The 21032-nt window shown below is 64.4% G+C and carries 15 protein-coding genes; 9 read left to right on the top strand and 6 right to left on the bottom strand.

All coding sequences use genetic code 11. The annotated features are described in order from the left end of the window. Window positions 1-46: 46 nt before the first annotated feature. The gene (locus AC0SZ7_RS07580) at window positions 47-823 is read right to left on the bottom strand and encodes an MlaA family lipoprotein (protein WP_475503813.1); all 777 of its coding nucleotides are present in this window, start codon (window positions 821-823) and stop codon (window positions 47-49) included. Further along, complete coding sequence (locus tag AC0SZ7_RS07575) at window positions 816-2114, bottom strand: serine/threonine protein kinase (protein ID WP_475503812.1); 1299 nt, start codon at window positions 2112-2114, stop codon at window positions 816-818. Before AC0SZ7_RS07575 ends, AC0SZ7_RS07580 begins: the two co-directional genes overlap by 8 nt. A 213-nt stretch (window positions 2115-2327) precedes the next feature. On the opposite strand from AC0SZ7_RS07575, the gene AC0SZ7_RS07570 reads away from it, so the two are divergent. Next, on the top strand, window positions 2328-2684 hold the full coding sequence (locus AC0SZ7_RS07570) for a hypothetical protein (RefSeq protein WP_475503811.1): 357 nt from the start codon (window positions 2328-2330) through the stop codon (window positions 2682-2684). 127 nt (window positions 2685-2811) lie between these two features. Here AC0SZ7_RS07570 and AC0SZ7_RS07565 read toward each other — a convergent pair whose 3' ends face one another. Next, on the bottom strand, window positions 2812-4368 hold the full coding sequence (locus AC0SZ7_RS07565; protein ID WP_475503810.1) for a glycoside hydrolase family 17 protein: 1557 nt from the start codon (window positions 4366-4368) through the stop codon (window positions 2812-2814). A gap of 271 nt (window positions 4369-4639) precedes the next feature. On the opposite strand from AC0SZ7_RS07565, the gene AC0SZ7_RS07560 reads away from it, so the two are divergent. From AC0SZ7_RS07560 to AC0SZ7_RS07550, 3 genes are all read left to right on the top strand, one after another. Next, on the top strand, window positions 4640-5497 hold the full coding sequence (locus AC0SZ7_RS07560; RefSeq protein WP_475503809.1) for a glycine betaine ABC transporter substrate-binding protein: 858 nt from the start codon (window positions 4640-4642) through the stop codon (window positions 5495-5497). 233 nt (window positions 5498-5730) lie between these two features. Beyond that, entirely contained in the window at window positions 5731-6042 is a 312-nt protein-coding gene (locus AC0SZ7_RS07555) for a DUF485 domain-containing protein (protein ID WP_475503808.1), read from the top strand. Next, entirely contained in the window at window positions 6039-7697 is a 1659-nt protein-coding gene (locus tag AC0SZ7_RS07550) for a cation acetate symporter (RefSeq protein ID WP_475503807.1), read from the top strand. Before AC0SZ7_RS07555 ends, AC0SZ7_RS07550 begins: the two co-directional genes overlap by 4 nt. 62 nt (window positions 7698-7759) lie before the next feature. Here AC0SZ7_RS07550 and AC0SZ7_RS07545 read toward each other — a convergent pair whose 3' ends face one another. The 3 genes from AC0SZ7_RS07545 to AC0SZ7_RS07535 all read right to left on the bottom strand — a co-directional run bounded on the left by AC0SZ7_RS07545 (window position 7760) and on the right by AC0SZ7_RS07535 (window position 11438). Then, on the bottom strand, window positions 7760-7912 hold the full coding sequence (locus AC0SZ7_RS07545; protein ID WP_009045034.1) for a DUF3309 family protein: 153 nt from the start codon (window positions 7910-7912) through the stop codon (window positions 7760-7762). Between the two features lie 548 nt (window positions 7913-8460). After that, the gene (locus AC0SZ7_RS07540) at window positions 8461-9636 is read right to left on the bottom strand and encodes a catalase family protein (RefSeq protein ID WP_475503806.1); all 1176 of its coding nucleotides are present in this window, start codon (window positions 9634-9636) and stop codon (window positions 8461-8463) included. Next, a complete protein-coding gene (locus AC0SZ7_RS07535) occupies window positions 9633-11438 on the bottom strand; it encodes a di-heme-cytochrome C peroxidase (RefSeq protein ID WP_475503805.1) in 1806 nt (601 codons plus the stop codon). The genes AC0SZ7_RS07540 and AC0SZ7_RS07535 overlap by 4 nt, the downstream gene beginning before the upstream one ends. Before the next feature lie 400 nt (window positions 11439-11838). On the opposite strand from AC0SZ7_RS07535, the gene AC0SZ7_RS07530 reads away from it, so the two are divergent. From AC0SZ7_RS07530 to AC0SZ7_RS07510, 5 genes are all read left to right on the top strand, one after another. After that, complete coding sequence (locus AC0SZ7_RS07530) at window positions 11839-15588, top strand: sulfite reductase subunit alpha (RefSeq protein WP_475503804.1); 3750 nt, start codon at window positions 11839-11841, stop codon at window positions 15586-15588. A gap of 304 nt (window positions 15589-15892) precedes the next feature. Next, window positions 15893-18451 (top strand): nitrite reductase large subunit NirB, encoded by a 2559-nt coding sequence (gene nirB / locus AC0SZ7_RS07525; RefSeq protein WP_475503803.1) that lies wholly within the window; start codon window positions 15893-15895, stop codon window positions 18449-18451. After that, the gene (gene nirD, locus AC0SZ7_RS07520; protein ID WP_475503802.1) at window positions 18451-18813 is read left to right on the top strand and encodes a nitrite reductase small subunit NirD; all 363 of its coding nucleotides are present in this window, start codon (window positions 18451-18453) and stop codon (window positions 18811-18813) included. Before nirB ends, nirD begins: the two co-directional genes overlap by 1 nt. A 94-nt stretch (window positions 18814-18907) precedes the next feature. Beyond that, window positions 18908-19831 (top strand): pca operon transcription factor PcaQ, encoded by a 924-nt coding sequence (pcaQ, locus tag AC0SZ7_RS07515; RefSeq protein ID WP_475503801.1) that lies wholly within the window; start codon window positions 18908-18910, stop codon window positions 19829-19831. A 164-nt stretch (window positions 19832-19995) separates the two neighbouring features. Beyond that, a complete protein-coding gene (locus AC0SZ7_RS07510) occupies window positions 19996-20775 on the top strand; it encodes an FKBP-type peptidyl-prolyl cis-trans isomerase (RefSeq protein WP_475503800.1) in 780 nt (259 codons plus the stop codon). Window positions 20776-21032 lie beyond the last annotated feature (257 nt).

Genomic DNA, 21032 nt, shown 5'->3' with positions numbered 1-21032 from the left:
TTGATTTGTCAGGGGTATGGGAGCTGGCAAGCCAGCTCCCACAGGGTTACTCGGCGATCTGCAACTTGCGCGATTCGGTGTAGATGTAGCGCACCTTCTCGTATTCGAACGGGGTGTCCAGCGAGCCATAGCGGAAGCTGGTGGTGTAGCGCTTGTCCACCGCGCGCAACGCCCAGATTTCCGGGTGGCGGCTGCTTTCCTGCGACACGTTGAGGAAGTTGATCTGCGACTCGGCGCCGTAGTCGAACAGCAGGCCGGTGGTGTCACGCAGGTTCGATGGGCCGAACACCGGCAACACCAGGTATGGCCCGGCCGGCACGCCGTAGAAGCCCAGGGTCTGGCCGAAGTCCTCGGTCTGGTGTTGCAGGCCCATCTTCGTCGCCGGGTCCCACAGGCCGGCCACGCCGATGGTGGTGTTGAGCAGCAGGCGGCCGGTTATCTGCAGCGAGCGCTTGCCCTTTAGCTGCAGCAGGCTGTTCACCAGGTTCGGCACGTCGCCCAGGTTGCTGAAGAAGTTGCTCACGCCGCTGCGCAGGAAACCTGGGGTGATGTAGCGGTAGCCATTGACCACCGGCAGGAACACCCACTCGTCGAAGCGGTAGTTGAAGTGGTAGACGCGGCGGTTCCAGTTCTCCACCGGGTCATAGACGTTCAGCGCGGTCAGGCTCGAACGCTCGAACTCGCGCTGGTCCAGGCCGGGGTTGAACTTGAGCTGCTTGAGCGGCTCGGTGAAACCGTCCGGGTCGGCCTGGGTCGGTTTGTCGTCGGCGTGGGCCATGCCGGCACACAGCAGTGCGGCGGCCAGGAGGAAGGTCTTAGCCACGGAAGAACTCCAGCATGGCGTCGGCGTTGACGCGGTAATTGAGGTTGCCGCAATGGCCACCGTGGGGGTAAACGGTCAGGCGGTCGCCGAACGTCTTGCGCAGGAAGCCCAGGTCGCCAGGGCCGAGGATGATGTCGTCGGCGTTGTGCATCACGGCGATTTTCGGGCTGTCGTGCAGGTAGTCCTTGAGGGCGTACAGGCTCACCTCGTCCACCAGCTGCAGCAGGCTGCCGCCGTCGGTGCGGGCGCGCCACATAGGAATAACCTGGTCAGTCAGGTAGCAGTCGAAATCGCACTGCAGCGCCCGCTTGAGGAACGGCGTCAGGCTGGTGCCCTCGGTGATTGGGAACTTGGGCGGGGTAATCAGCCCGCGGCGGTTGATCAGGTCCGAGGTAAAAGCGATGTCGGCCGCCGAGAAGCGGAACGAGGTGCCGATCAGCATGGCCATCTGTTCGTTGGACAGGTGCTGCTTGGACTGCTGGATGTCATACAGCAGGGCATCGTTGAGGTCGATGTAGCCCTTCTGCTGGAAGTAGCGGGTGAGCTTCTGCAGCACCACTTCATAGAAAGTGGTGTTGTTGTTGATGCCCTTCACCTGGGCCTGCACCAGCTTGTCGAGGTTGCTGATGGAGGTGTACAGGTTCACCGGTGGGTTGAGCAGCAGCACCTTCTTGAAATTGAAGCTGCGGCGGGTTTCGTCCAGCTTGCTGACGAAGGCCGCGTCCAGCGCACCCAGGCTGTAGCCGGTGAGGTAGAAGTCGGTGACCGGCAGCTTGGGGTTCTGCGCGCGCACGGCTTGCATCACCCGGTACAGGTCTTCGGCGTCTTCCTTGGTGACCCCGGGGGTGGCGAAGCGCGAGGCGGCGCTCATGAAGTCATAGCTGGTGGGCGACGACAGCTGCACCACGTGGTAACCGGCCTGGTAATACAGCTTCTTCAGGTATTCGGTGAGGCTGCTGGTGTACGGCGCGCCGGTGCCGGCAATGATGAAGATCAGCGGCGCGGCGTGGTCCTGGTAGGCCAGGCGGTAGCGCAGTTTCTTCACGGCCCAGAAGTTGTCGGGCAGGGTGAAGTCGCGGTCCGGGCGCAGGTTCAGCGTATGGTCGGCCTGCTTGATGTCGTCGTCAGCGGGCAGCTTGGGGCGCAGGTCCGGCGGGGTCGAGGCAATGGTGGCTTCGAACGGGTTGGTCAACGGGAAGCCATAGGTGGCGACGTCGACATCCTTGGCTAGCGCGGACGCACTCAAAATGAGGCCGCCCAGCAAGGCAGCGAAGTGCAGTATTCGAAGCATGACGGTGTCCCTAAAAGGCGAAAGCTAAGTGAAGTACGCAGGCTCTGACCACCGCATTGGTGGCAAGTTGCCCAGTATGACTGCTTTTGACACGCAAAATATTGTACGGGCGTGATACACCACCAGACACAATAGCTACAAAGGGCGTTTTCGCCTTGCATAACGAAGTGGGGTGGTTATTCTTGGCGCCGTTTTTCCTTTCCGGAGTGTGTCATGTCCCGCCGTACGTCGCTGATCGTGCTTTTCGTCCTGGTAGCCCTGAGCCTGGCTGCCAGCTATGGCGTGCGTTACGGGTTGATGGAGGATGCCCGCTGGGTGGGGCTGTGCAGCGACGAAGCCAGCCGCTGGGAATGCCAGCTGCGCTCGGGGCTAGGCTACCTGATTCACTTCCGCATGATTTCCATCGCGGCGCTGTCGGCATCGGTGATCGGGTTTTTCGTACCGCGCTGCCTGGGCTGGTGGATCGCGGCGTTGGCGCTGGTGATCGGCATTCCGGGGCTGGTGCTGTACAGCGCCAGCCTGGCGGTGTTTGCCGTGGTGATCGCCGGCCTGCGGCTGGTTCGCCGCTAACCCCGGGACGCGGCCTCTGGCGGATGGCCGCCCCGCCGCTGTTACATCCTGTGGGAGCTGGCTTGCCCGCGAGCTGTTGGGGCCATAAAAGCTCGCTGGCAAGCCAGCTCCCACAAGACAGTTGCTGCTACGGGTGAGCGGTGCGGCGCAGGCTGCGCACCATTGCCCACACCATCAAGCCACTGACAACCGCCCACCCCCACGCTTGCTGGCTGTGCAGCCCTTCAATCGCCAGCTGCACCGGTATCCCCACCCCCACGATGGCGGTCAGCAACAGCAACTCGGGCCTGCGCACCGGCACCGGCCGCAGCAGGTACACCAGCGCGGGCAACACCAGCGCCGCGCTGGGGAAACTGCGATAGCGCGAATCGAACACCAGCCCCAGCATCATCACTGCCGCCGCAAAACCTGCGGCCGCCAGCCACCAGCCGGCGCGACGTTCCAGCCAGGCGAACAGCCGGTCGCGCCAGCCCTCGCGCTTGGCCAGGGCCAGCACCCCGTAGGCCAGCACGACGAAATTCAGGCCGGCCAGCAGCACTGCCCAGATCCATTCCTCGGCAAACCGCGCATTGATACGCATCAGCTCACCCCAGGCGCCCAGGCTGCCGGCACCCACGGCCGCCACCAGCGGCAGCAGCAGCGCGCTGCGGCGGTTGTTCACCCGGCCGGCGAAGGCCAGGGTGGCCAGCCACAGCAGCACACCGGCGCCCAGCCACTGCGGCCAGTACGGCACGTTGGTGACCGGCCCCTGCAGCACGCCCTTGTCCTGGCGGTCGGCGTCGAACAGGCCCCAATAGCCGCCCACCGCGCCTTCGCTGGCGCGCTTCCACGGCTGGTCGAAGGCCTCGATCAGGTTGTAGTGCCAGCCGCGCTGCTCGGCCATGGCCACCACGCCGCGGATGAAGCGCGCCTCGTTGACGCGGCTGGGCAGGGCGGTCTCGCGCTGGCGGCCTTCGCTGGGCCAGCCGGTCTCGCCAATCAGAATGTCCTTGGGCGCGAAGCGCTTGGCGAACTCGTCGTGCACCTGGGCCACATGGGCCAGAGCCTTGTCGATACCGCTGGGGTTGTCTTCCCAGTAGGGCAGCAGGTGGATGGTCAGGAAGTCCACCTCCGGCGCCACTTCCGGGTACTGCAGCCAGAAGTCCCACACATCGGCGTAGGTGACCGGCTGCTTGACCTGGCTTTTCACCTGGCGAATCAAGGTGGCCAACTGTTTGCCAGTGACCTCCTTGCGCAGCAGGGTCTCGTTGCCGACGATCACCGCCGTCACCACGTCCGGGTTGTCATTGGCGGCCGTGATCAGCGCCTTGATTTCCTTCTGGGTGTCGACCGGGTTGCCGTTCACCCAGGCGCCAATCATCACCTTCAGGCCGTGCTTGCGCGCAAGGGCGGGGATGCCCTCAAGGCCGGTCATGGAGTAGGTGCGAATGCACTCGAAGCGGGTGGCCAACAGGGCAAGGTCGGCGTCCATGCGCTCGGGGCGCAGCTTGAACGGCTGGTCGAACGGCGACTGGTCCTTGTCGAACGGCGTGTACGAGGCGCACTGCAGTTTATGCGTGGCGCTGGCCGCGTCGGGCAGCACCACCGGCTTGCCCAGCCCGTACCAGAAACCGGCGAGGGCAAGCAGGCCGAGCACACAGGCGAACAGGTACGGCAGCAGGGTAGAGCGGGATGTGGCGGGCATTGGCTATTTTCGTCAGGCAACAAAGCCGCGCATGTTACCTGTATTTGCCCGCCGCTTATGCATTCCCCATGCAAAGTTCGGGCAGACGACCGTTGGTCGGTGGCGCTAATGGCACGGTGATGTCGTTTCTCGCTGCCTCAAGGTCGCAGCCAGAGCAGGATGCACATCGCGCGAGGTTGATGATCACTGGGCACTACAAGGCGATTTGCCAGCGCCGTGCACACGAACGATGCTCGACCGTCGTCGAGCGCAGCCTTTTGGGGAAGTCTGGATGAAGATGAAGAAAATCCTGGGAGCGGCCACCGCTCTGGTACTTGCTGCAAGTTCCACCCTGGCCAGCGCCGATACCAAGCCAACGTTGAGCATCGGCTACGTCGATGGCTGGTCCGACAGCGTCGCCACCACCTACGTGGCCTCGGAAGTGATCAAGCAGAAGCTGGGCTATGACGTGAAACTGATGCCCGTGGCAACCGGCATCATGTGGCAGGGCGTGGCCACCGGCAAGCTCGACGCCATGCTGTCGGCGTGGCTGCCGGTTACCCACGGTGAATACTGGGCCAAGAAGAAGGACAAGGTGGTCGACTACGGCCCCAACTTCAAGGACGCCAAGATCGGCCTGATCGTGCCTGAATACGTGACGGCGAAAACCATTGCCGACTTGAAGACCGACAAGACCTTCAAGGACAAGATCGTCGGCATCGACGCAGGTTCCGGCGTGATGCTCAAGACCGACCAGGCCATCAAGGACTACGACCTGACCGGCTACAAGCTGCAGGCCAGCTCTGGCGCCGCCATGACCGCCGAACTGGGCCGTGCCTACGACAAGCATGAATCCATCGCCGTTACCGGCTGGGTGCCGCACTGGATGTTCGCCAAGTGGAAACTGCGCTTCCTCGACGACCCGAAAGGCGTGTATGGCGCGGCTGAAACCGTGAACAGCATCGGCAGCAAGGAACTGGACGCCAAGGCGCCGGAAGTGGTGGCCTTCCTGAAGAAATTCCACTGGAACTCAAAAGACGAAATCGGCGAAGTAATGCTGGCCGTGCAGGAAGGCGCCAAGCCTGAAGCTGCAGCCAAGGACTGGGTCGCCAAGCACCCTGACCGCGTGGCGGAGTGGACTGCTAAATAACGCGCAACCGCTCTATACCGCAACTTCCAGAACCGCCGGGGTTAATAGCCCCGGCGGTTTTTTCGTTTCAGTGCAATGGCAGGCGGGTTTTATTATTGTCATAAGTAAGCTAAGCAACTATGTCGACTGGCGAAACGGTAATGTCGATCTAATACTAAGGTCGTCTGGAGTGCCTTCCACAGCAGCCTAAAGTGGAACCGTTCCACCCCATCTGTGCTGCGAGGATAAAAACAATGAACGACAGCATTTACCTATCGATACAAAACAGCCCGCGCTTCAAGGAGCTGGTGCAAAAAAGGGAACGTTTCGCCTGGATACTCTCGGCGATCATGCTTGGGCTTTATGCGGCGTTCATTCTATTGATCGCCTACGGCCCCCACATACTGGGCGCCAAACTCTCCCCCGAATCGTCCATCACCTGGGGTATTCCCATTGGTGTCGGGCTTATTCTCAGCGCCTTCGTATTGACCGGCATTTATGTGCGCCGCGCCAACGGCGAGTTCGATGACCTGAACAAGGAAATTCTGAGGGAGGCACAACAATGATCAAGCGATTATTGGCCAGCCTCGGCCTCCTTGCGTTTGCCCCGGCACTGTTTGCCGCCGACGCCATTACCGGTGCGGTGCAGAAACAGCCCCTCAATGTCTCGGCCATCGTGATGTTCGTGGTGTTCGTGGGCGCTACCTTATGCATTACCTACTGGGCGTCCAAACGTAACAAGTCCGCGGCCGATTACTACGCGGCGGGCGGGCGCATCACCGGCTTCCAGAATGGCCTGGCCATTGCTGGCGACTACATGTCGGCGGCCTCCTTCCTGGGTATTTCCGCGCTGGTGTTTACTTCCGGCTACGACGGCCTGATCTACTCCATCGGCTTCCTGGTCGGCTGGCCGATCATTCTGTTCCTGATTGCCGAGCGCTTGCGCAACCTGGGCAAATACACCTTCGCCGACGTGGCGTCCTACCGCCTGAAGCAGACCGAAATCCGTACGCTGTCGGCTTGCGGTTCGCTGGTGGTGGTGGCGTTCTACCTGATCGCGCAGATGGTGGGTGCCGGCAAGCTGATCCAGCTGCTGTTCGGCCTGGACTACCACGTGGCCGTGGTGCTGGTGGGCATCCTGATGTGCCTGTACGTGCTGTTCGGCGGCATGCTGGCCACCACCTGGGTGCAGATCATCAAGGCCGTGCTGCTGCTGTCGGGGGCCAGCTTCATGGCGCTGATGGTGATGAAACACGTCAACTTCGACTTCAACACCCTGTTCTCCGAAGCCATCAAGGTTCACCCAAAAGGCGAGGCCATCATGAGCCCCGGTGGCCTGGTGAAAGACCCGATCTCGGCGTTCTCGCTGGGCCTGGCGCTGATGTTCGGCACCGCTGGCCTGCCGCACATTCTGATGCGCTTCTTCACCGTGTCCGACGCCAAGGAAGCGCGTAAAAGCGTGCTGTACGCCACCGGCTTCATTGGCTACTTCTACATCCTCACCTTCATCATCGGCTTTGGCGCCATTTTGCTGGTCAGCACCAACCCGGCGTTCAAGGACGCGGCTGGCGCCCTGCTGGGCGGCAACAACATGGCGGCGGTGCACCTGGCCGATGCCGTGGGCGGCAGTATCTTCCTGGGCTTCATCTCGGCCGTGGCCTTCGCCACCATCCTGGCAGTGGTTGCCGGGTTGACACTGGCCGGTGCCTCGGCGGTATCCCATGACCTGTACGCCAGCGTGATCAAGAAGGGCAAGGCCAACGAGAAAGAAGAAATTCGCGTCTCGAAAATCACCACCATCGCCCTGGGGATCTTGGCCATTGGCCTGGGCATTCTGTTCGAGAAACAGAACATCGCGTTCATGGTGGGCCTGGCCTTCTCCATCGCCGCCAGCTGCAACTTCCCGGTGCTGTTCCTTTCCATGTACTGGAAACGCCTGACCACCCGCGGCGCCATGATCGGCGGCTGGCTGGGGTTGATCAGCGCCGTGGCCCTGATGGTGCTGGGCCCGACCATTTGGGTGCAGATCCTGGGGCATGAGAAGGCGATCTATCCGTATGAATACCCGGCGTTGTTCTCCATGCTCATTGCTTTCGTGGGTATCTGGTTCTTCTCCATCACCGATAAATCCAAGGCGGCGGAAAATGAACGGGCATTGTTCATGTCGCAGTTCGTGCGTTCGCAAACCGGCCTGGGCGCCAGTGGTGCCGTGGCGCACTAAGTTATAAAAGGCGTAATGAAAAGGCAGCCCGCGGGCTGCCTTTTTTTATGGCTGGCTGCCGGTTATATCCTGCCCAGCAATACCAATATCAGCAGCACTACCAGCACCACGCCGATAATGCCCGATGGCCCGTAACCCCAGCTGCGGGAGTGCGGGAATACTGGAAGACCACCGATCAACAGCAGGATGAGGATGATGATAAGTATGGTGCCCATGGCGTTATCCTTTATTCGACTTTTGGGGTGCAGGCTTTTAGCGTCAGGAGAAAACGTGACGGCTTATTAAGTCCGACTCTAGGCTTCGTAAAAAAGTCCGAAAATATTTTGCCCGCCGTTTGCTGAACTTTCCCCACCCCCACAAACAACACCCCCCGTAGCAGCTGCCGAAGGCTGCGTCCCCAGCCCCCCCAGTGCCCCGGACGCAGCCTTCGGCAGCTGCTACGGGCCGGTGCGTCCTACAAGCGCGGAAATACCTGTAGCAATGTCTTCGCGGCGATTGCAGTGGTGGTCTCTGTAGCCGCTGCCGCAGGCTGCGCAGGCCTTCACCCTCGCTGGAGATATTCAGTGCACTCAGGGGCCAGCGCAGCCTGGCGGCAGCGGCTACGCGAAACCCTGCACCTGTAGCAGCGGCCCCAGGCCGCGTCCCGGAGCAACGCAGGACCGCCGCCGGACGCAGCCTTCGGCAGCTGCTACGCGAACGCGGATACCCCATAGACCGCGTCGCCTGCGTCGCGGCCCAAGCCGCCATTTCAAGACAGTTGCTGCTACGGGTTCAGCGCCGCGTTGCGGGCGTGGCGGTAGTCGCTGACGGCCTCATACACGGCCTTGCGCAGGCGGTTGATGCCGCCGATGGGGCGGTGCGCCTCGATGCCGTGCCAGGGGTTGAACGAGAGGTTGTCGCACATCAGGTTCTGCGCCGGGGTGTCGAAGTCCTGGGGCGGTACGCGGATCATGGCCACGGTCTGGAACGGTGCGTCGCTCTCCTTCCACCGCACGCTGGTGTCTTCGATGGGCATGTACTTGCGTGCGTCCTGGCGTTGCACCTGCAGCATGAAGCACGCCGGCTGCTGGTCGGTGGTGAGCTGCTGGTGCAGGGCGCTGCGCAGGAAGTTGGGCAGGTCCTGGTTCTGCTTCGCCACGGTGTAGGGCGGGCAGCTGCCGGGGTCGGGTACCACGCGGAACTTGGCGTTGGCGCTGCCGAACTTGTACGGCGACACCGAATAGTAGGTGGCCAGGGTAGGGCTCGCGGGCGCATCGGCCAGCGTGGCCTTGGCGATCAGCAGGTGGCGCAGCTGCCAGCTGCGCGGGTCCCAGCTGGGGAAGAAGGCCAGCACCTGTTTGCCATCGGCCTGGGCGCCGATGTTCTGCCGGTATTCGGCCACGTCGCTGACGAAGAAGTTGGCGTGGTTGAACATCACGAAGTCCTGCTCGTGCTTGCCCGCCTGGTCGGCCATCAGCTGCGTGCCGGGTACGTCGAGCAGCTTGATGGCCATGCCGCGGGCGTCCTGCAGCTGGTCGAACTGCGGGTAGGCGTTGCCGTTGGACAGGCGCATCCAGGCCTGCCACACCTTGCCAGGCTGGGCGAATACGCCCTGGCGCAGGTCGGCGGGCAAATTCTGCGGCACGCTGACTTCGGCGGTCACGCAACCGTGGGCCTTGGCGTGGGCGTCACGCAGGTAGCGAGTGGGCTCGCGGTGCTGGTCGACGATGCGAATGGCGGTCTGGATGATGTCCTGGGTCATGGCCGCCTCGCCGGGCGGCACCTGTTCCTCGGCGGGCACGGGGCCGGAGAACTTCCAGGCGTAGTAGCCGTAGCCGATGGCAAAACCAAGGGTGCCAAGCACCAGCAGCCACAGCAGCAGCTTGAACAGGCCGCGGCCCAGGCGTAGCCACAGGCGGCCGAAGAAGCCCGGCAGGCGGGATGAGTCGCTGAACATCATGGCAATTTTTCCTCGAGCGGGCCGCCCAGTACTTTCAGGTATTCAATCAGTGCGCGGCGTTCTTCCGGGGCCAGGTAGCGGCCTATCACCCCGCGCTCGCGCGGGCCGTCGCGGAATTCGTGGCCGCTGTTGTGGTTGCCGGTAATGGCGGTGTCGTACAGGAAGGCGCCGTCGAAGCGCTCGGTGCGGTAGCCCAGGTTGACCGGGTCGTATTCCAGGCTGCCACGGTAGAAGGTGCGCTGGCGTTCATCCTGCGGCGACAGCAGCTGGTACACGCTGGGCACCGAGCCGTTGTGCAGGAACGGTGGGGTGGCCCACACGCCAGCCAGGGGGCGCGCCTTGTAGGCGAGCTTCTCCAGCACGCTGATTTTCAGGCCGAAGCCGTCGTAGCGCGGCTGGTCGGCCGGGGCGATGCCGGCTGCGCGGTAGGCGTGGCGCTCGACGAAGGCGGTGACGTAGGCCAGGCCCTGGGCCACCGACACTTTGGTGAGGTCGCGCTTGCCGGGGTCGGGGATGATCTTCACCTGTAGGTCGTCCAGCTCCTGGTCGGTCCATTTCAGGCTGCTGACGTCGAAACGATTGGTGGCGATGTTGGTGGCGGCGTTGGGGTCGGTACCGATTTTGTCGAGAGGCACCAGCACCATGGTGCGCACCGGCCGTGTGCCTTCCATGTGCGTAGGCGGTACGTGGCAGCCATAGCAGTTGGCATTGAACAGCGCGCGCCCGGCAGCGGCCTTCTGCAAATCGACCGCGCCCAGAATGTCCTCCGGCCATGCCGGCGCCTTGAGCTGCTGCAGCGCTGTCTCGATGCTGTACAGGTCCTTGACCCGCACGCTGGAGGCATAGCGCTCGTCGCCGGTCAGCGGCTGGCCGTGCTCGTCGAAGAACTTCAGGGTGGCGCCCACGCCCAGCGACTCACCGACGTTGCGGGCCATGGGCTGCTGCGCCGAGCCGGTCCATTGCACCCAGTCGAAGGTCCAGATATCCCATAGCTGCGGGTAGTCCACCGGCGCGTTGGCCACCCGGTAGTTGGCGGGCGAGATGGCGTCGCCGAAGGTGGCGTTGGCAATGCGCCCGAAGGCGTCGGTGCGGCCGGGGCCTTCCTGGGTGGGGTAGAGGTTGCGGTGCCAGTCGTTCCAGGCGGTGTGGGCGAAGGTGTCCAGCGAGGCCTTGAACTGCTTGCGCAGCTGGTCGCGGTCGCTGTCGTAGCGCTCGCCCAGCACGCGGTGGGCGAAGCGGCTCCACTTCCAGGGGATGTAGTAGGTGGCCGCCAGGCTCGACACCAGCGCCTGGCCGAAGCTGCCGCCCTTGAGCGTGGGCACGCTGGACGGCAGCACATGCTGGGCGGTGCCGCCGTCGATGCGCACGGCCTGGCCGTTCAAGCGCAGTTCGCCGGTGTGGCAGGCGGCGCAGGTGATGTCCAGGTACTCGGCGTTGTCACCGTCATTGCGGTGGCGGGCGAAACCCACCGGCAGGTTGCCGGGGTTGGCCGCGCTGGCCTGCTGGTGCGGTTCGGTGAGGAAGCCGAAGCGTGCCAGGTATTCCGGGGCGGCAAAGCGGTCCTGGGATAACGGCAATTCCAGCGCCGTGAACCAGTCGTAATGCAGGCCTTTCACCTGGGTGCCCTGGGGCGTGAAGTAGTACAGCTCGCGGTCGGCGGCGCTCCACTGGTCCAGGTAGCGCAGGGTTTGCGCCGGCTCATAGCGGGGCAGGTTGGGGCGCGCGGTGTAGTACAGCGCCACCGCCAACACGACGAAAAGGCCAAACAACAGCACCAGCAGGGCGCGAGAGACGAAACGCACGGCAGACATCCATATCAGGGAAACGATGCCCTGTTATGCCTGATTATATATACAGTGGCAAGTGGCTATTCCCCTGTTTTGTGTACTACTTTGTATCCTGTGGGCGCTGGCTTGCCAGCGAGCTGTTGAGGCCCCTGAAAGCTCGCTGGCAAGCCAGCTCCCACAAAGGCGGCGTTGTTTTGGTGCGTGTGCTGCACGCAGGTGCACCGAATGCGGCCTGGGACTGGGATAACCCTCATGAAATCGCGGCCTTGGCGTTCTGGCGCGGCCCTTGCACTGCCTCCACCATTCGCAGTCAACGTCGATTGCACCCACCACGACAAAGGCGCCGTGTTGCCCCCGCTCAATAGAGCGCGGTGGCAGCCGGCGCCTTTTTGTTTTTCCAGGTCGAGGCAGGCCCATGAGCAGTACCACGGTTCGCAGCGTGTGCCCCTATTGCGGTGTTGGTTGCGGCATCATCATGAGTGTCAGCGACAACCGCGTTACCAAGGTGGCCGGCGACAAGGCCCACCCCACCAATTTCGGCCGGCTGTGCACCAAGGGCAGCAGTTGCCACCAGCCGCTGGCCGACAGCGGCCGCATGGAGCACGCCTACGTGCGTAGCGAGCGGGCCCGCGACCCGGCGCGCACGCCCATGGCCCAGGCCATCAGCGCCACCGCCCGGCGCCTGCGCGCGCTGATCGACGCCCACGGGCCCGACGCCGTGGCCTTCTACGTCAGCGGGCAGATGTCGCTGGAGGCGCAGTACCTCGCGAACAAACTGGCCAAGGGGTTCATCCGCACCCGCCACATCGAATCCAATTCGCGGCTGTGCATGGCCAGCGCCAGCAGCGGCTACAAACAGTCGCTGGGCGCCGACGGGCCGCCGGGCTCCTACCAGGATTTCGACCAGGCTGACCTGTTCTTCGTCAGCGGCGCGAACATGGCCGACTGTCACCCCATTCTGTTCCTGCGCCTGCTGGACCGGGTCAAGGCCGGCGCCCGGCTGATCGTCGTGGACCCGCGGCGCAGCGCCACGGCGGACAAGGCCGACCTGTTCCTGCAGATCCGCCCGGGCACCGACCTGGCGCTGCTCAACGGCCTGCTGCACCTGCTGCTGCACAACGGCAAGGTCGACCAGGCCTTCATTGCGCGCCACACCCAGGGCTGGGAGGCGCTGCCCGAATTCCTCGCCGACTACACCCCGGCCGCCGTGGCGCAGCTCACGGGCCTTGCCGAAGCCGATATCCGCAAGGCCGCCGACTGGATCGGCGCGGCGCCCAACTGGATGAGCTGCTGGACCATGGGCCTCAACCAGAGCACCCACGGCACCTGGAACACCAACGCCCTGTGCAACCTGCACCTGGCCACCGGCGCCATCTGCCGCCCCGGCAGTGGGCCGTTCTCGCTGACCGGCCAGCCCAACGCCATGGGCGGCCGCGAGATGGGCTACATGGGCCCGGGCCTGCCGGGCCAGCGCTCGCTGTTGGTGGCGCGCGACCGGGCGTTCGTCGAAGGCCTGTGGCAGTTGCCGGCCGGCACCCTGCGCAGCGAATCGGGGCAGGGCACCATCGACCTGTTCGAACAAATGCGCGCGGGTGCCATCAAGGCCTGCTGGATCATCTGCACCAACCCGGTAGCCAGCGTGCCTAACCGCCAACGGGTGATCGACGCGCTGCAGGCTGCCGAGCTGGTGATTACCCAGGACGCCTATCTGGACACCGAGACCAACCGCTATGCCGACATTCTCCTGCCGGGTGCGCTGTGGGCCGAGGCGGAAGGGGTGATGGTCAATTCCGAGCGCAACCTCACGCTGATGCAGAAGGCCGTGGATGCTCCCGGTGACACGTTGCCCGACTGGCAGATCATTGCCTTGGTGGCTTGCGAGATGGGTTATGCCGAGGCCTTCAGCTACGACTCGGCCGAGGCTGTGTTCGAGGAAATAAAAGGCGCCTTCAACCCCGCCACCGGCTACGACCTGCGCGGCGTCGACTACCCGCTGCTGCGCCAGGGCCCGCGCCAATGGCCGTGCGAACCCGGCCGCGACGATGACCGCAACCCGGTGCGCTACCTGACTCCCGACGGCCCGCGCTTCCCCAGCGACGACGGCCGCGCGCGTTTCTTCGCCCGGCCGCACATGGCCCCCGCCGAGCTGCCCGACGACGACTTCCCGCTGGTGCTCAACACCGGCCGTGTGCAGCACCAGTGGCACACCCTGACCAAGACTGGCAAGGTCGCCAGCCTCAACAAGCTCAACCCCGGGCCTTTTGTGGAAGTGCACCCCGAGGACGCCGCGCGCCTGGGCATCGCCGAGCGCGACCAGGTGCGCCTGCAAACCCGCCGCGGCCATGCGGTGCTGCCGGCGCGGCTCAGCGACCGGGTGCTGCCCGGCAACCTGTTCGCGCCGTTCCACTGGAACGACCTGTACGGCGATGACCTGGCCATCAACGCGGTGACCAGCGACGCCATCGACCCGGTGTCGTGGCAGCCGGAATTCAAGTTCAGCGCCGTGGCCTTGAGCCGGGTGAGCGGCGCCCTGATTCCTTTGGTGGAAGCTGCCGCCACCGAGCTCGCCGCGCAGGTGCCCGACCAGTGGGTGCTGTGGGCATCCCAGACCGGGAATGCCGAGGCCTTGGCCGCGCTTTGCGGTGAGCAACTGCGTGGTGCGGGCCTGAAGGTGAAGGTCACCTGCATGGACGAGGTTGGCGTGGCCCAATTGCGCCAGGCGCAGAGCGTGCTGTTGATTGCCAGCACGTTTGGCGACGGTGATGCGCCGGACAACGGTAGCGGCTTGTGGGCGGCCCTGCAGGGCGAAGTCGCCGAACAGCTCGCCGGGCTGCGCTATGCGGTGCTGGCCCTGGGCGACAGCAGCTACGACCAGTTCTGCGGGTTCGGTCGCAAGCTTGATGCGCGCCTGCAACACCTGGGCGCCACGCCGCTGGTGCCACGCATGGACTGCGAGCCCGATTACCAGCCAGTGGCTGACCATTGGCTGGCGGCCGTCAGCCACGCCCTGACGGGTGCGGGGCCGGTCCAGCCTGCGGTGGCCAGGGACTACAGCGGCTACACCCGCCAGCGCCCCTGCCAGGTGCGCATCAAGCACAACCGCCTGCTCAACGCCCCGGGTGCGGAAAAGGAAACCCGCCAGATCGTGTTTGACCTCAGCGACACCGGCCTGCAGTACCAGGCCGGCGACGCCCTGGGTGTGTGGCCAACCAACTGCCTGACGCTGGTGGAAGAGCTGCTCGCCGCCCTGGGCCTGGACAGCAGCCAGCACGTACAGGTGCCGGCCCAGGGCGAGATGGCCCTGGCCCAGGCGCTGCACAAGCATTACGAGATCACCCGCATTACCCCGGCCTGGCTCACGCTGGTCGCCGAGCGCAGCGGTAGCGCGCGGCTGGCCGGCCTGCTGGCGGCGGACCACAAGCAGGCGTTGAATCAGTGGCTATGGGGCCGGCAGTTGCTCGACCTGCTGGACGAATTCCCTACCGAAGTCAGTGTCGATGAATTGCTGGGCCTGCTCAAACCGCTGCAACCACGGCTGTACTCCATCAGTTCCAGCTACAAGGCCACGCCCAACGAGGTGCACCTCACCGTGTCCACCGTGCGCTACCGCCACAACGACCGCGCGCGCAGCGGCGTGTGCTCGGCGTTCCTCGCCGACCGTGCCAGCAGCGGCCTGGTGTCGATTTTCGTGCAGCCTTCCAAGCACTTCAAAGTGCCGGCCGACCCCGCCGCGCCGATGATCATGGTCGGCCCCGGCACCGGCGTTGCGCCGTTCCGCGCCTTTCTGCAGGAGCGCCAGGCCAGCGGTGCCAGTGGCCCCAATTGGCTGCTGTTCGGCGAGCAGCGCCAGGCCACGGATTTCTACTACCGCGACGAACTGGAGAGCTGGTTGCAACAAGGTCACCTGCAGCGCCTGGACACCGCTTTCTCCCGCGACCAGGCGCAGAAGATCTACGTGCAGCAGCGCATGCTGGAGCAGGGCGCGCAGCTGTGGGCGTGGCTGCAGCAGGGCGCGCACTTCTATGTGTGCGGCGACGCCAGCCGCATGGCCAAGGACGTCGACGCGGCGTTGAAGGCGGTGGTTGCCGAGCACGGTGGCGTGGACGCCGAGGCGTACGTGGCACAGATGAGCAAGGACAAGCGCTACCTGCGCGATGTGTACTGAAACGATGCGCGTCGCAGGGTATTGCACTGGTGCGGTGCGATGGAATGAATGCCCTGTGGGAGCGGGCTCTGCCCGCGAAGGGGCCGCTGCGGTAAGGCGGCCCAAGCGCGGTGTGGCCTTCGCGGGCAGAGCCCGCTCCCACGAAGCAGGGCAATTACACCTTGGCATGCAATCTGCTTTTACCTTCACAGCCCACCCGCGTTCAACGGCGATCGCACCCAGGGGCACCCCACACAGATACCAGGCAAAGGCGCCTGGAGCTTAACGGCTCCAGGCGTCTTTTTTTTGTTCGAGGAAAACCTGCATGAACGCATTCATGACGCTCAAGCCGCGCCCGCAACTGATCATCGTCGGCAACGGCATGGTCGGCCACCACTGTGTCGAGCAACTGATTGAGCGCGGGGCCCTGGCACAGTTCCAGGTGCGGGTGTTCGGCGAAGAGCGCCAGCGCGCCTACGACCGCGTGCATTTGTCCGAGTACTTCGGCGGCAAGGACGCCGAGGCGCTGGCCTTGGGCGACGCCACCCTGTACGCCGACCACGGCGTGCACCTGCACCTGGACGAAGCGGTGCTGGAAATCGACCGTGAAAACCGCCAGGTGGTCACTGCCCAAGGCCGTTATGCCTACGACCAACTGGTGTTGGCCACCGGTTCCTACCCGTTCGTGCCGCCCATTTCCGGCTCCGAAGGCGACGCACGCCTGGTGTACCGCACCCTCGATGACCTCGACGCCATCCGCCAGGCCGCCAGCCAGGCGCGGCGCGGCGTGGTGGTGGGCGGCGGGCTGCTGGGCCTGGAAGCGGCGAACGCGCTGAAATCGCTGGGCCTGGAAGCCCACGTGGTGGAGTTCGCCCCGCGGCTGATGCCGGTGCAACTGGACAGCGACGGCGGCGCGGCCCTGCGCGCGCAGATCGAGGCGCTGGGCGTGGGCGTGCACGTGTCGCGCGCCACCCAGGGTATCGTCGCCGGCGAGGCCTATCGCTACCGCATGAACTTCGACGGCGGCGAGTTCCTGGAAACCGACCTGGTGGTGTTCTCTGCCGGCATCCGCCCGCAGGACGCCCTGGGCCGCAGCGCCGGCCTTGAAATTGCCGCACGTGGCGGCGTGGTCGTGGATGAGCATTGCCGCACCAGCGACCCGGCCATCTTCGCCATTGGCGAATGCGCGTCCTGGAACGGCAGTGTGTTCGGCCTGGTGGCGCCCGGCTACAGCATGGCGCGCAACGTCGCGGCGCTGCTGGCGGGGCAGGGCGAGGCCACCTTCAGCGGTGCCGACATGTCCACCAAGCTCAAGCTGCTGGGCGTGGACGTGGGCTCCATCGGCGACGCCCACGCCGCCACGCCGGGTGCGAAAAGCTACCGCTTCATCGACGAGGCCAACGCCAGCTACCGGCGCCTGGTGGTGTCGCCGTGCGGCAGCAAGGTCATCGGTGCCGTGCTGGTGGGTGACAACAGCTATTACGACACGCTGCTGCAGTACGTGCAGAACGGCATCGCGCTGCCCAAGGATCCTTCCAGCCTGATTTTACCCCTGAGCGACGGCGCGCCTGCCCTGGGCGCCGATGCCTTGCCCGACAGCGCCACCCTGTGTTCCTGCCACAACGTGACCAAGGGCGCGGTGTGCGCGGCCATCGACAGCGGCTGCGGCGACCTGCCCAGCCTGAAGGCGCAGACCAAGGCCTGCACCGGCTGCGGCGGCTGTGCGGCGTTGCTCAAGCAGGTGTTCGAGCACGAGCTGATCGCCCGCGGCGTGGCCGTGGACAAGAGCCTGTGCGAGCACTTCGCCTACACCCGCCAGGAGCTTTACGCGCTGGCGCGGGTGGGTGACATCCACACCTTCGAGGACCTGCTGGCGCGCCATGGCCGCGGCCACGTGGGCTGCGATATCTGCAAGCCCACCGTGGGCAACATCCTCGCTTCGTGCTGGAACCAGCCCATCATGGACCCGTCACTGGCGCCGCTGCAGGACACCAACGACACCTTCATGGCCAACATGCAGAAGAACGGCACCTACTCGGTGGTGCCACGCATTCCCGGTGGCGAGATCACCCCGGACAAGCTGATTGCGATTGGCGCCGTGGCGAAGAAATACGACCTGTACACCAAGATCACCGGCGGCCAGCGCATCGATCTGTTCGGCGCCCAGCTGCACCAGTTGCCGGATATCTGGGGCGAGCTGATCGACGCCGGCTTCGAGACCGGCCACGCCTACGGCAAGAGCACGCGCACGGTGAAAAGCTGCGTGGGCAGCACCTGGTGCCGCTACGGCGTGCAGGACAGCGTGAAAATGGCGCTGTTCATCGAGGACCGCTACAAGGGCCTGCGCTCGCCGCACAAGCTCAAGTTCGCGGTGTCGGGCTGCACCCGCGAATGCGCCGAGGCGCAGAGCAAGGACGTCGGCGTGATCGCCACCGAGAAGGGCTGGAACCTGTACGTCAGCGGCAACGGCGGCATGCGCCCGCGCCATGCCGAACTGTTCGCCACCGACCTGGACGACGCCACGCTGATCCGCTACATCGACCGCTTCCTGATGTTCTACATCCGCACCGCCGACAAGCTGCAACGCACCTCGGTGTGGCGCGAGAGCCTGGAGGGCGGCCTGGACTACCTCAAGCAGGTGATCATCGAGGACAGCCTGGGCCTGGGCGCGGAGTTGGAAGCGCAGATGCAGCACGTGGTTGACCGCTACGAGTGCGAGTGGGCCAACGCCCTCAAAGACCCGGAAAAACTCAAGCGCTTCCGCACCTTCGTCAACGACCGCCGCGACGACCCCGGCGTGCACTTCGTCAAGGAACGTGGCCAGCGCCGGCCCGCCACCGCACATGAACTGAAACTAATCCCGCTGGCCGAGGAGGCCCTGTGATGAACGATGCCAATCAAACTGTGCAAGCCCAGGCCTGGCAACCGGTGTGCCAGCGCCGCGACCTGGTGGCCAACAGCGGCGTGGTGGTGTGGCTGGACGGCGCCCAGGTGGCGCTGTTCTACCTGCCCGACGCCGCGGACGGCCAGGTGCTGCACGCCATCGACAACCACGACCCGCGCTCGGGCGCCAACGTGATTGGCCGTGGCATCGTCGGCCAGCTCAAGGGCCAGTTGGTGGTGGCGGCACCGCTGTACAAGCAGCATTACGCCCTGGCGGACGGGCATTGCCTGGAAGAACCCGGCGAGCGCCTGCGCACCTGGCCCGTGCGGCTGGTGGGTGATGAAGTCCAGATAGCCGCGTGATATGTGTGGGAGCTGGCTTGCCAGCGAGCTTTTTGTTGCCCCCAAAAGCTCGCTGGCAAGCCAGCTCCCACAAGAGCGGTGTAACATCGTCGCCATGAACCTCGACACCCGCATCAAATTCCGCCACCTGCTGTGCTTTCTCGAAATCGCCCGCCAGGGCAGTTTCGCCAAGGCCGCCGACGCCGTTGCCATCAGCCAGCCGGCCATCTCCAAGACCCTCAAGGAGCTTGAAGACTTATTGCAGACCCGCCTGTTCGAACGCGACAAGAGCGGCGTCGAACTGACCCCCGCCGGCGTGCGTTTCATGCGCTACGCCGCGCCCTGCGTGCAGGCCCTGCGCGACGGCGTCAGCACCCTGCGCACCGAGCAGCATGAAGCGCCGCAGGTGAAGGTGGGCGTGCTGTCCACCGTGGAAAGCCGGCTGATGCCCGAAGTGCTGTGCCGCCTCAACGAGCGCCACGCCGCCCTGGTGGTCAGCGTGGCCACCGGCCCCGGCGCGCACCTGCTGTCGCAACTGCACGTGGGCGAGCTGGACCTGGTGATCGGGCGCATGACCGACAGCCCACAAATCCAGGGCCTGGTGTTCGAGCACCTGTACAGCGAAGCCATGACCCTGGTGGTGCGCCCCGGCCACCCGCTGCTGGGCGAGGTGCCCACCGACCGTGGCAAGGTCAACCGCTACCCGCTGGTGCTGCCGCTGGCGGGCACCACCATCCGCAAGCACGCCGACAGCCTGTTCGTGCAGTGCGCCATCGAGCTGCCGGCGCAGCGCCTGGAAACCCTGTCGCCCACCCTCAGCCGCCGCTACGTGCTGAGCAGCGACGCCATCTGGGTGGCCCCGCGCGACGCCGTGCTGCTGGATATTCGCCAGCGCGAGCTGTTCGAGCTGGACCTGGGCGTGCGCGAGCCGGGTGGTTCGGTGGGCATCTGCAGCAATGCCTCGTTGGCGTTGCCCTTGCCGGCCCAGTGGCTGTGCGATGTGGTGCGCGAGGTCGCGGCCAGTTACCGCGAAGCGTGAGTGTAAGGTTTTGGTAAGGTTTGCCATCATTCAGATGAAACCCTTTTAACACCTGAACTTATCTGTATTTTCCGGCTCTCATGCCGGTAGCCATTGGTCGTGGCCGCCTGATAAGCTCGCGGCTTTACTCGATTGCCCATTTGGCGCATGAACAAGGAAATAGCATGAAACAGCATCGGTTGGCGGCGGCGGTTGCCTTGGTCACTCTGGTACTCGCAGGTTGCGACAATCATTCCAGCGTGGAACTGAAAACCCCGGCGCAGAAAGCTTCCTACGGCATCGGCCTGAACATGGGCAAGAGCCTGGCTCAGGAAGGCATGGACGATCTGGACTCCAAAGCCGTCGCCCAAGGCATCGAAGATGCTGTCGGCAAGAAACCTCAGAAGCTCAAGGACGACGAACTGGTCGAAGCCTTTGCCGCGCTGCAGAAGCGTGCCGAAGAGCGCATGACCAAGATGAACGCCGAAGCTGAAGCTGGCGGCAAGAAATTCCTGGAAGAGAACGGCAAGAAGGAAGGCGTGGTCACTACCGCTTCCGGCCTGCAGTACCAGATCATCAAGAAAGCCGATGGCCCACAGCCAAAGCCGACTGATGTCGTGACTGTCCACTACGAAGGCAAGCTGACCGACGGCACCGTCTTCGACAGCTCCATCGAGCGCGGTAGCCCGATTGACCTGCCGGTTAGCGGCGTGATCCCGGGTTGGGTCGAAGGCCTGCAGCTGATGCACGTTGGCGAGAAGATCAAGCTGTTCATCCCGGCTGACCTGGCCTACGGTGCCCAGAGCCCAAGCCCGAAAATCCCGGCCAACTCGGTGCTGGTATTCGACCTGGAGCTGCTGGCCATCAAGGACCCGGCCAAGGCCGACCAGGCGCCTGCCGCTGCTGACGCCGACAAGGCTGACGCTGCTGATGGCGACAAGGCCGACAAGGCTGCTTCGAAGTAATTCGCAGCCCTGCATGGAAAACGCCCCGCTTATGCGGGGCGTTTTTTTTTGCCCAGCGGCGGCGATGAAACTGCGCACCCCGCGTACAGTCTCAATTGGACGTCGTGCGCAAACGATTTACCTGAACGTCTCAAAGTGTGTAAAAAACGCCCGATCTAAGCGCAAGCCTTGAAAAACCTGGCTTTGCGCCATTAAAACGGCCGCTGTTCACAAGGTTATCCACAATAACTGTGGATAACCCTGCCACCCTTTTCCCC

This window comes from Pseudomonas sp. JC1203 (genome assembly GCF_056175065.1).
Note: the sequence above shows the minus strand (reverse complement) of the source record. Positions and strands in the feature narration are given on the sequence as shown.

Excerpts from the sequence above, each read along its gene's own strand:
- AC0SZ7_RS07575 (WP_475503812.1), bottom strand. The coding sequence starts at position 2,114 with ATGCTTCGAATACTGCACTTCGCTGCCTTGCTGGGCGGCCTCATTTTG.
- AC0SZ7_RS07570 (WP_475503811.1), top strand. The coding sequence starts at position 2,328 with ATGTCCCGCCGTACGTCGCTGATCGTGCTTTTCGTCCTGGTAGCCCTG.
- AC0SZ7_RS07565 (WP_475503810.1), bottom strand. The coding sequence starts at position 4,368 with ATGCCCGCCACATCCCGCTCTACCCTGCTGCCGTACCTGTTCGCCTGT.
- AC0SZ7_RS07560 (WP_475503809.1), top strand. The coding sequence starts at position 4,640 with ATGAAGATGAAGAAAATCCTGGGAGCGGCCACCGCTCTGGTACTTGCT.
- AC0SZ7_RS07555 (WP_475503808.1), top strand. The coding sequence starts at position 5,731 with ATGAACGACAGCATTTACCTATCGATACAAAACAGCCCGCGCTTCAAG.
- AC0SZ7_RS07550 (WP_475503807.1), top strand. The coding sequence starts at position 6,039 with ATGATCAAGCGATTATTGGCCAGCCTCGGCCTCCTTGCGTTTGCCCCG.
- AC0SZ7_RS07545 (WP_009045034.1), bottom strand. The coding sequence starts at position 7,912 with ATGGGCACCATACTTATCATCATCCTCATCCTGCTGTTGATCGGTGGT.
- AC0SZ7_RS07540 (WP_475503806.1), bottom strand. The coding sequence starts at position 9,636 with ATGATGTTCAGCGACTCATCCCGCCTGCCGGGCTTCTTCGGCCGCCTG.
- AC0SZ7_RS07530 (WP_475503804.1), top strand. The coding sequence starts at position 11,839 with ATGAGCAGTACCACGGTTCGCAGCGTGTGCCCCTATTGCGGTGTTGGT.
- nirB (WP_475503803.1), top strand. The coding sequence starts at position 15,893 with ATGAACGCATTCATGACGCTCAAGCCGCGCCCGCAACTGATCATCGTC.
- nirD (WP_475503802.1), top strand. The coding sequence starts at position 18,451 with ATGAACGATGCCAATCAAACTGTGCAAGCCCAGGCCTGGCAACCGGTG.
- pcaQ (WP_475503801.1), top strand. The coding sequence starts at position 18,908 with ATGAACCTCGACACCCGCATCAAATTCCGCCACCTGCTGTGCTTTCTC.
- AC0SZ7_RS07510 (WP_475503800.1), top strand. The coding sequence starts at position 19,996 with ATGAAACAGCATCGGTTGGCGGCGGCGGTTGCCTTGGTCACTCTGGTA.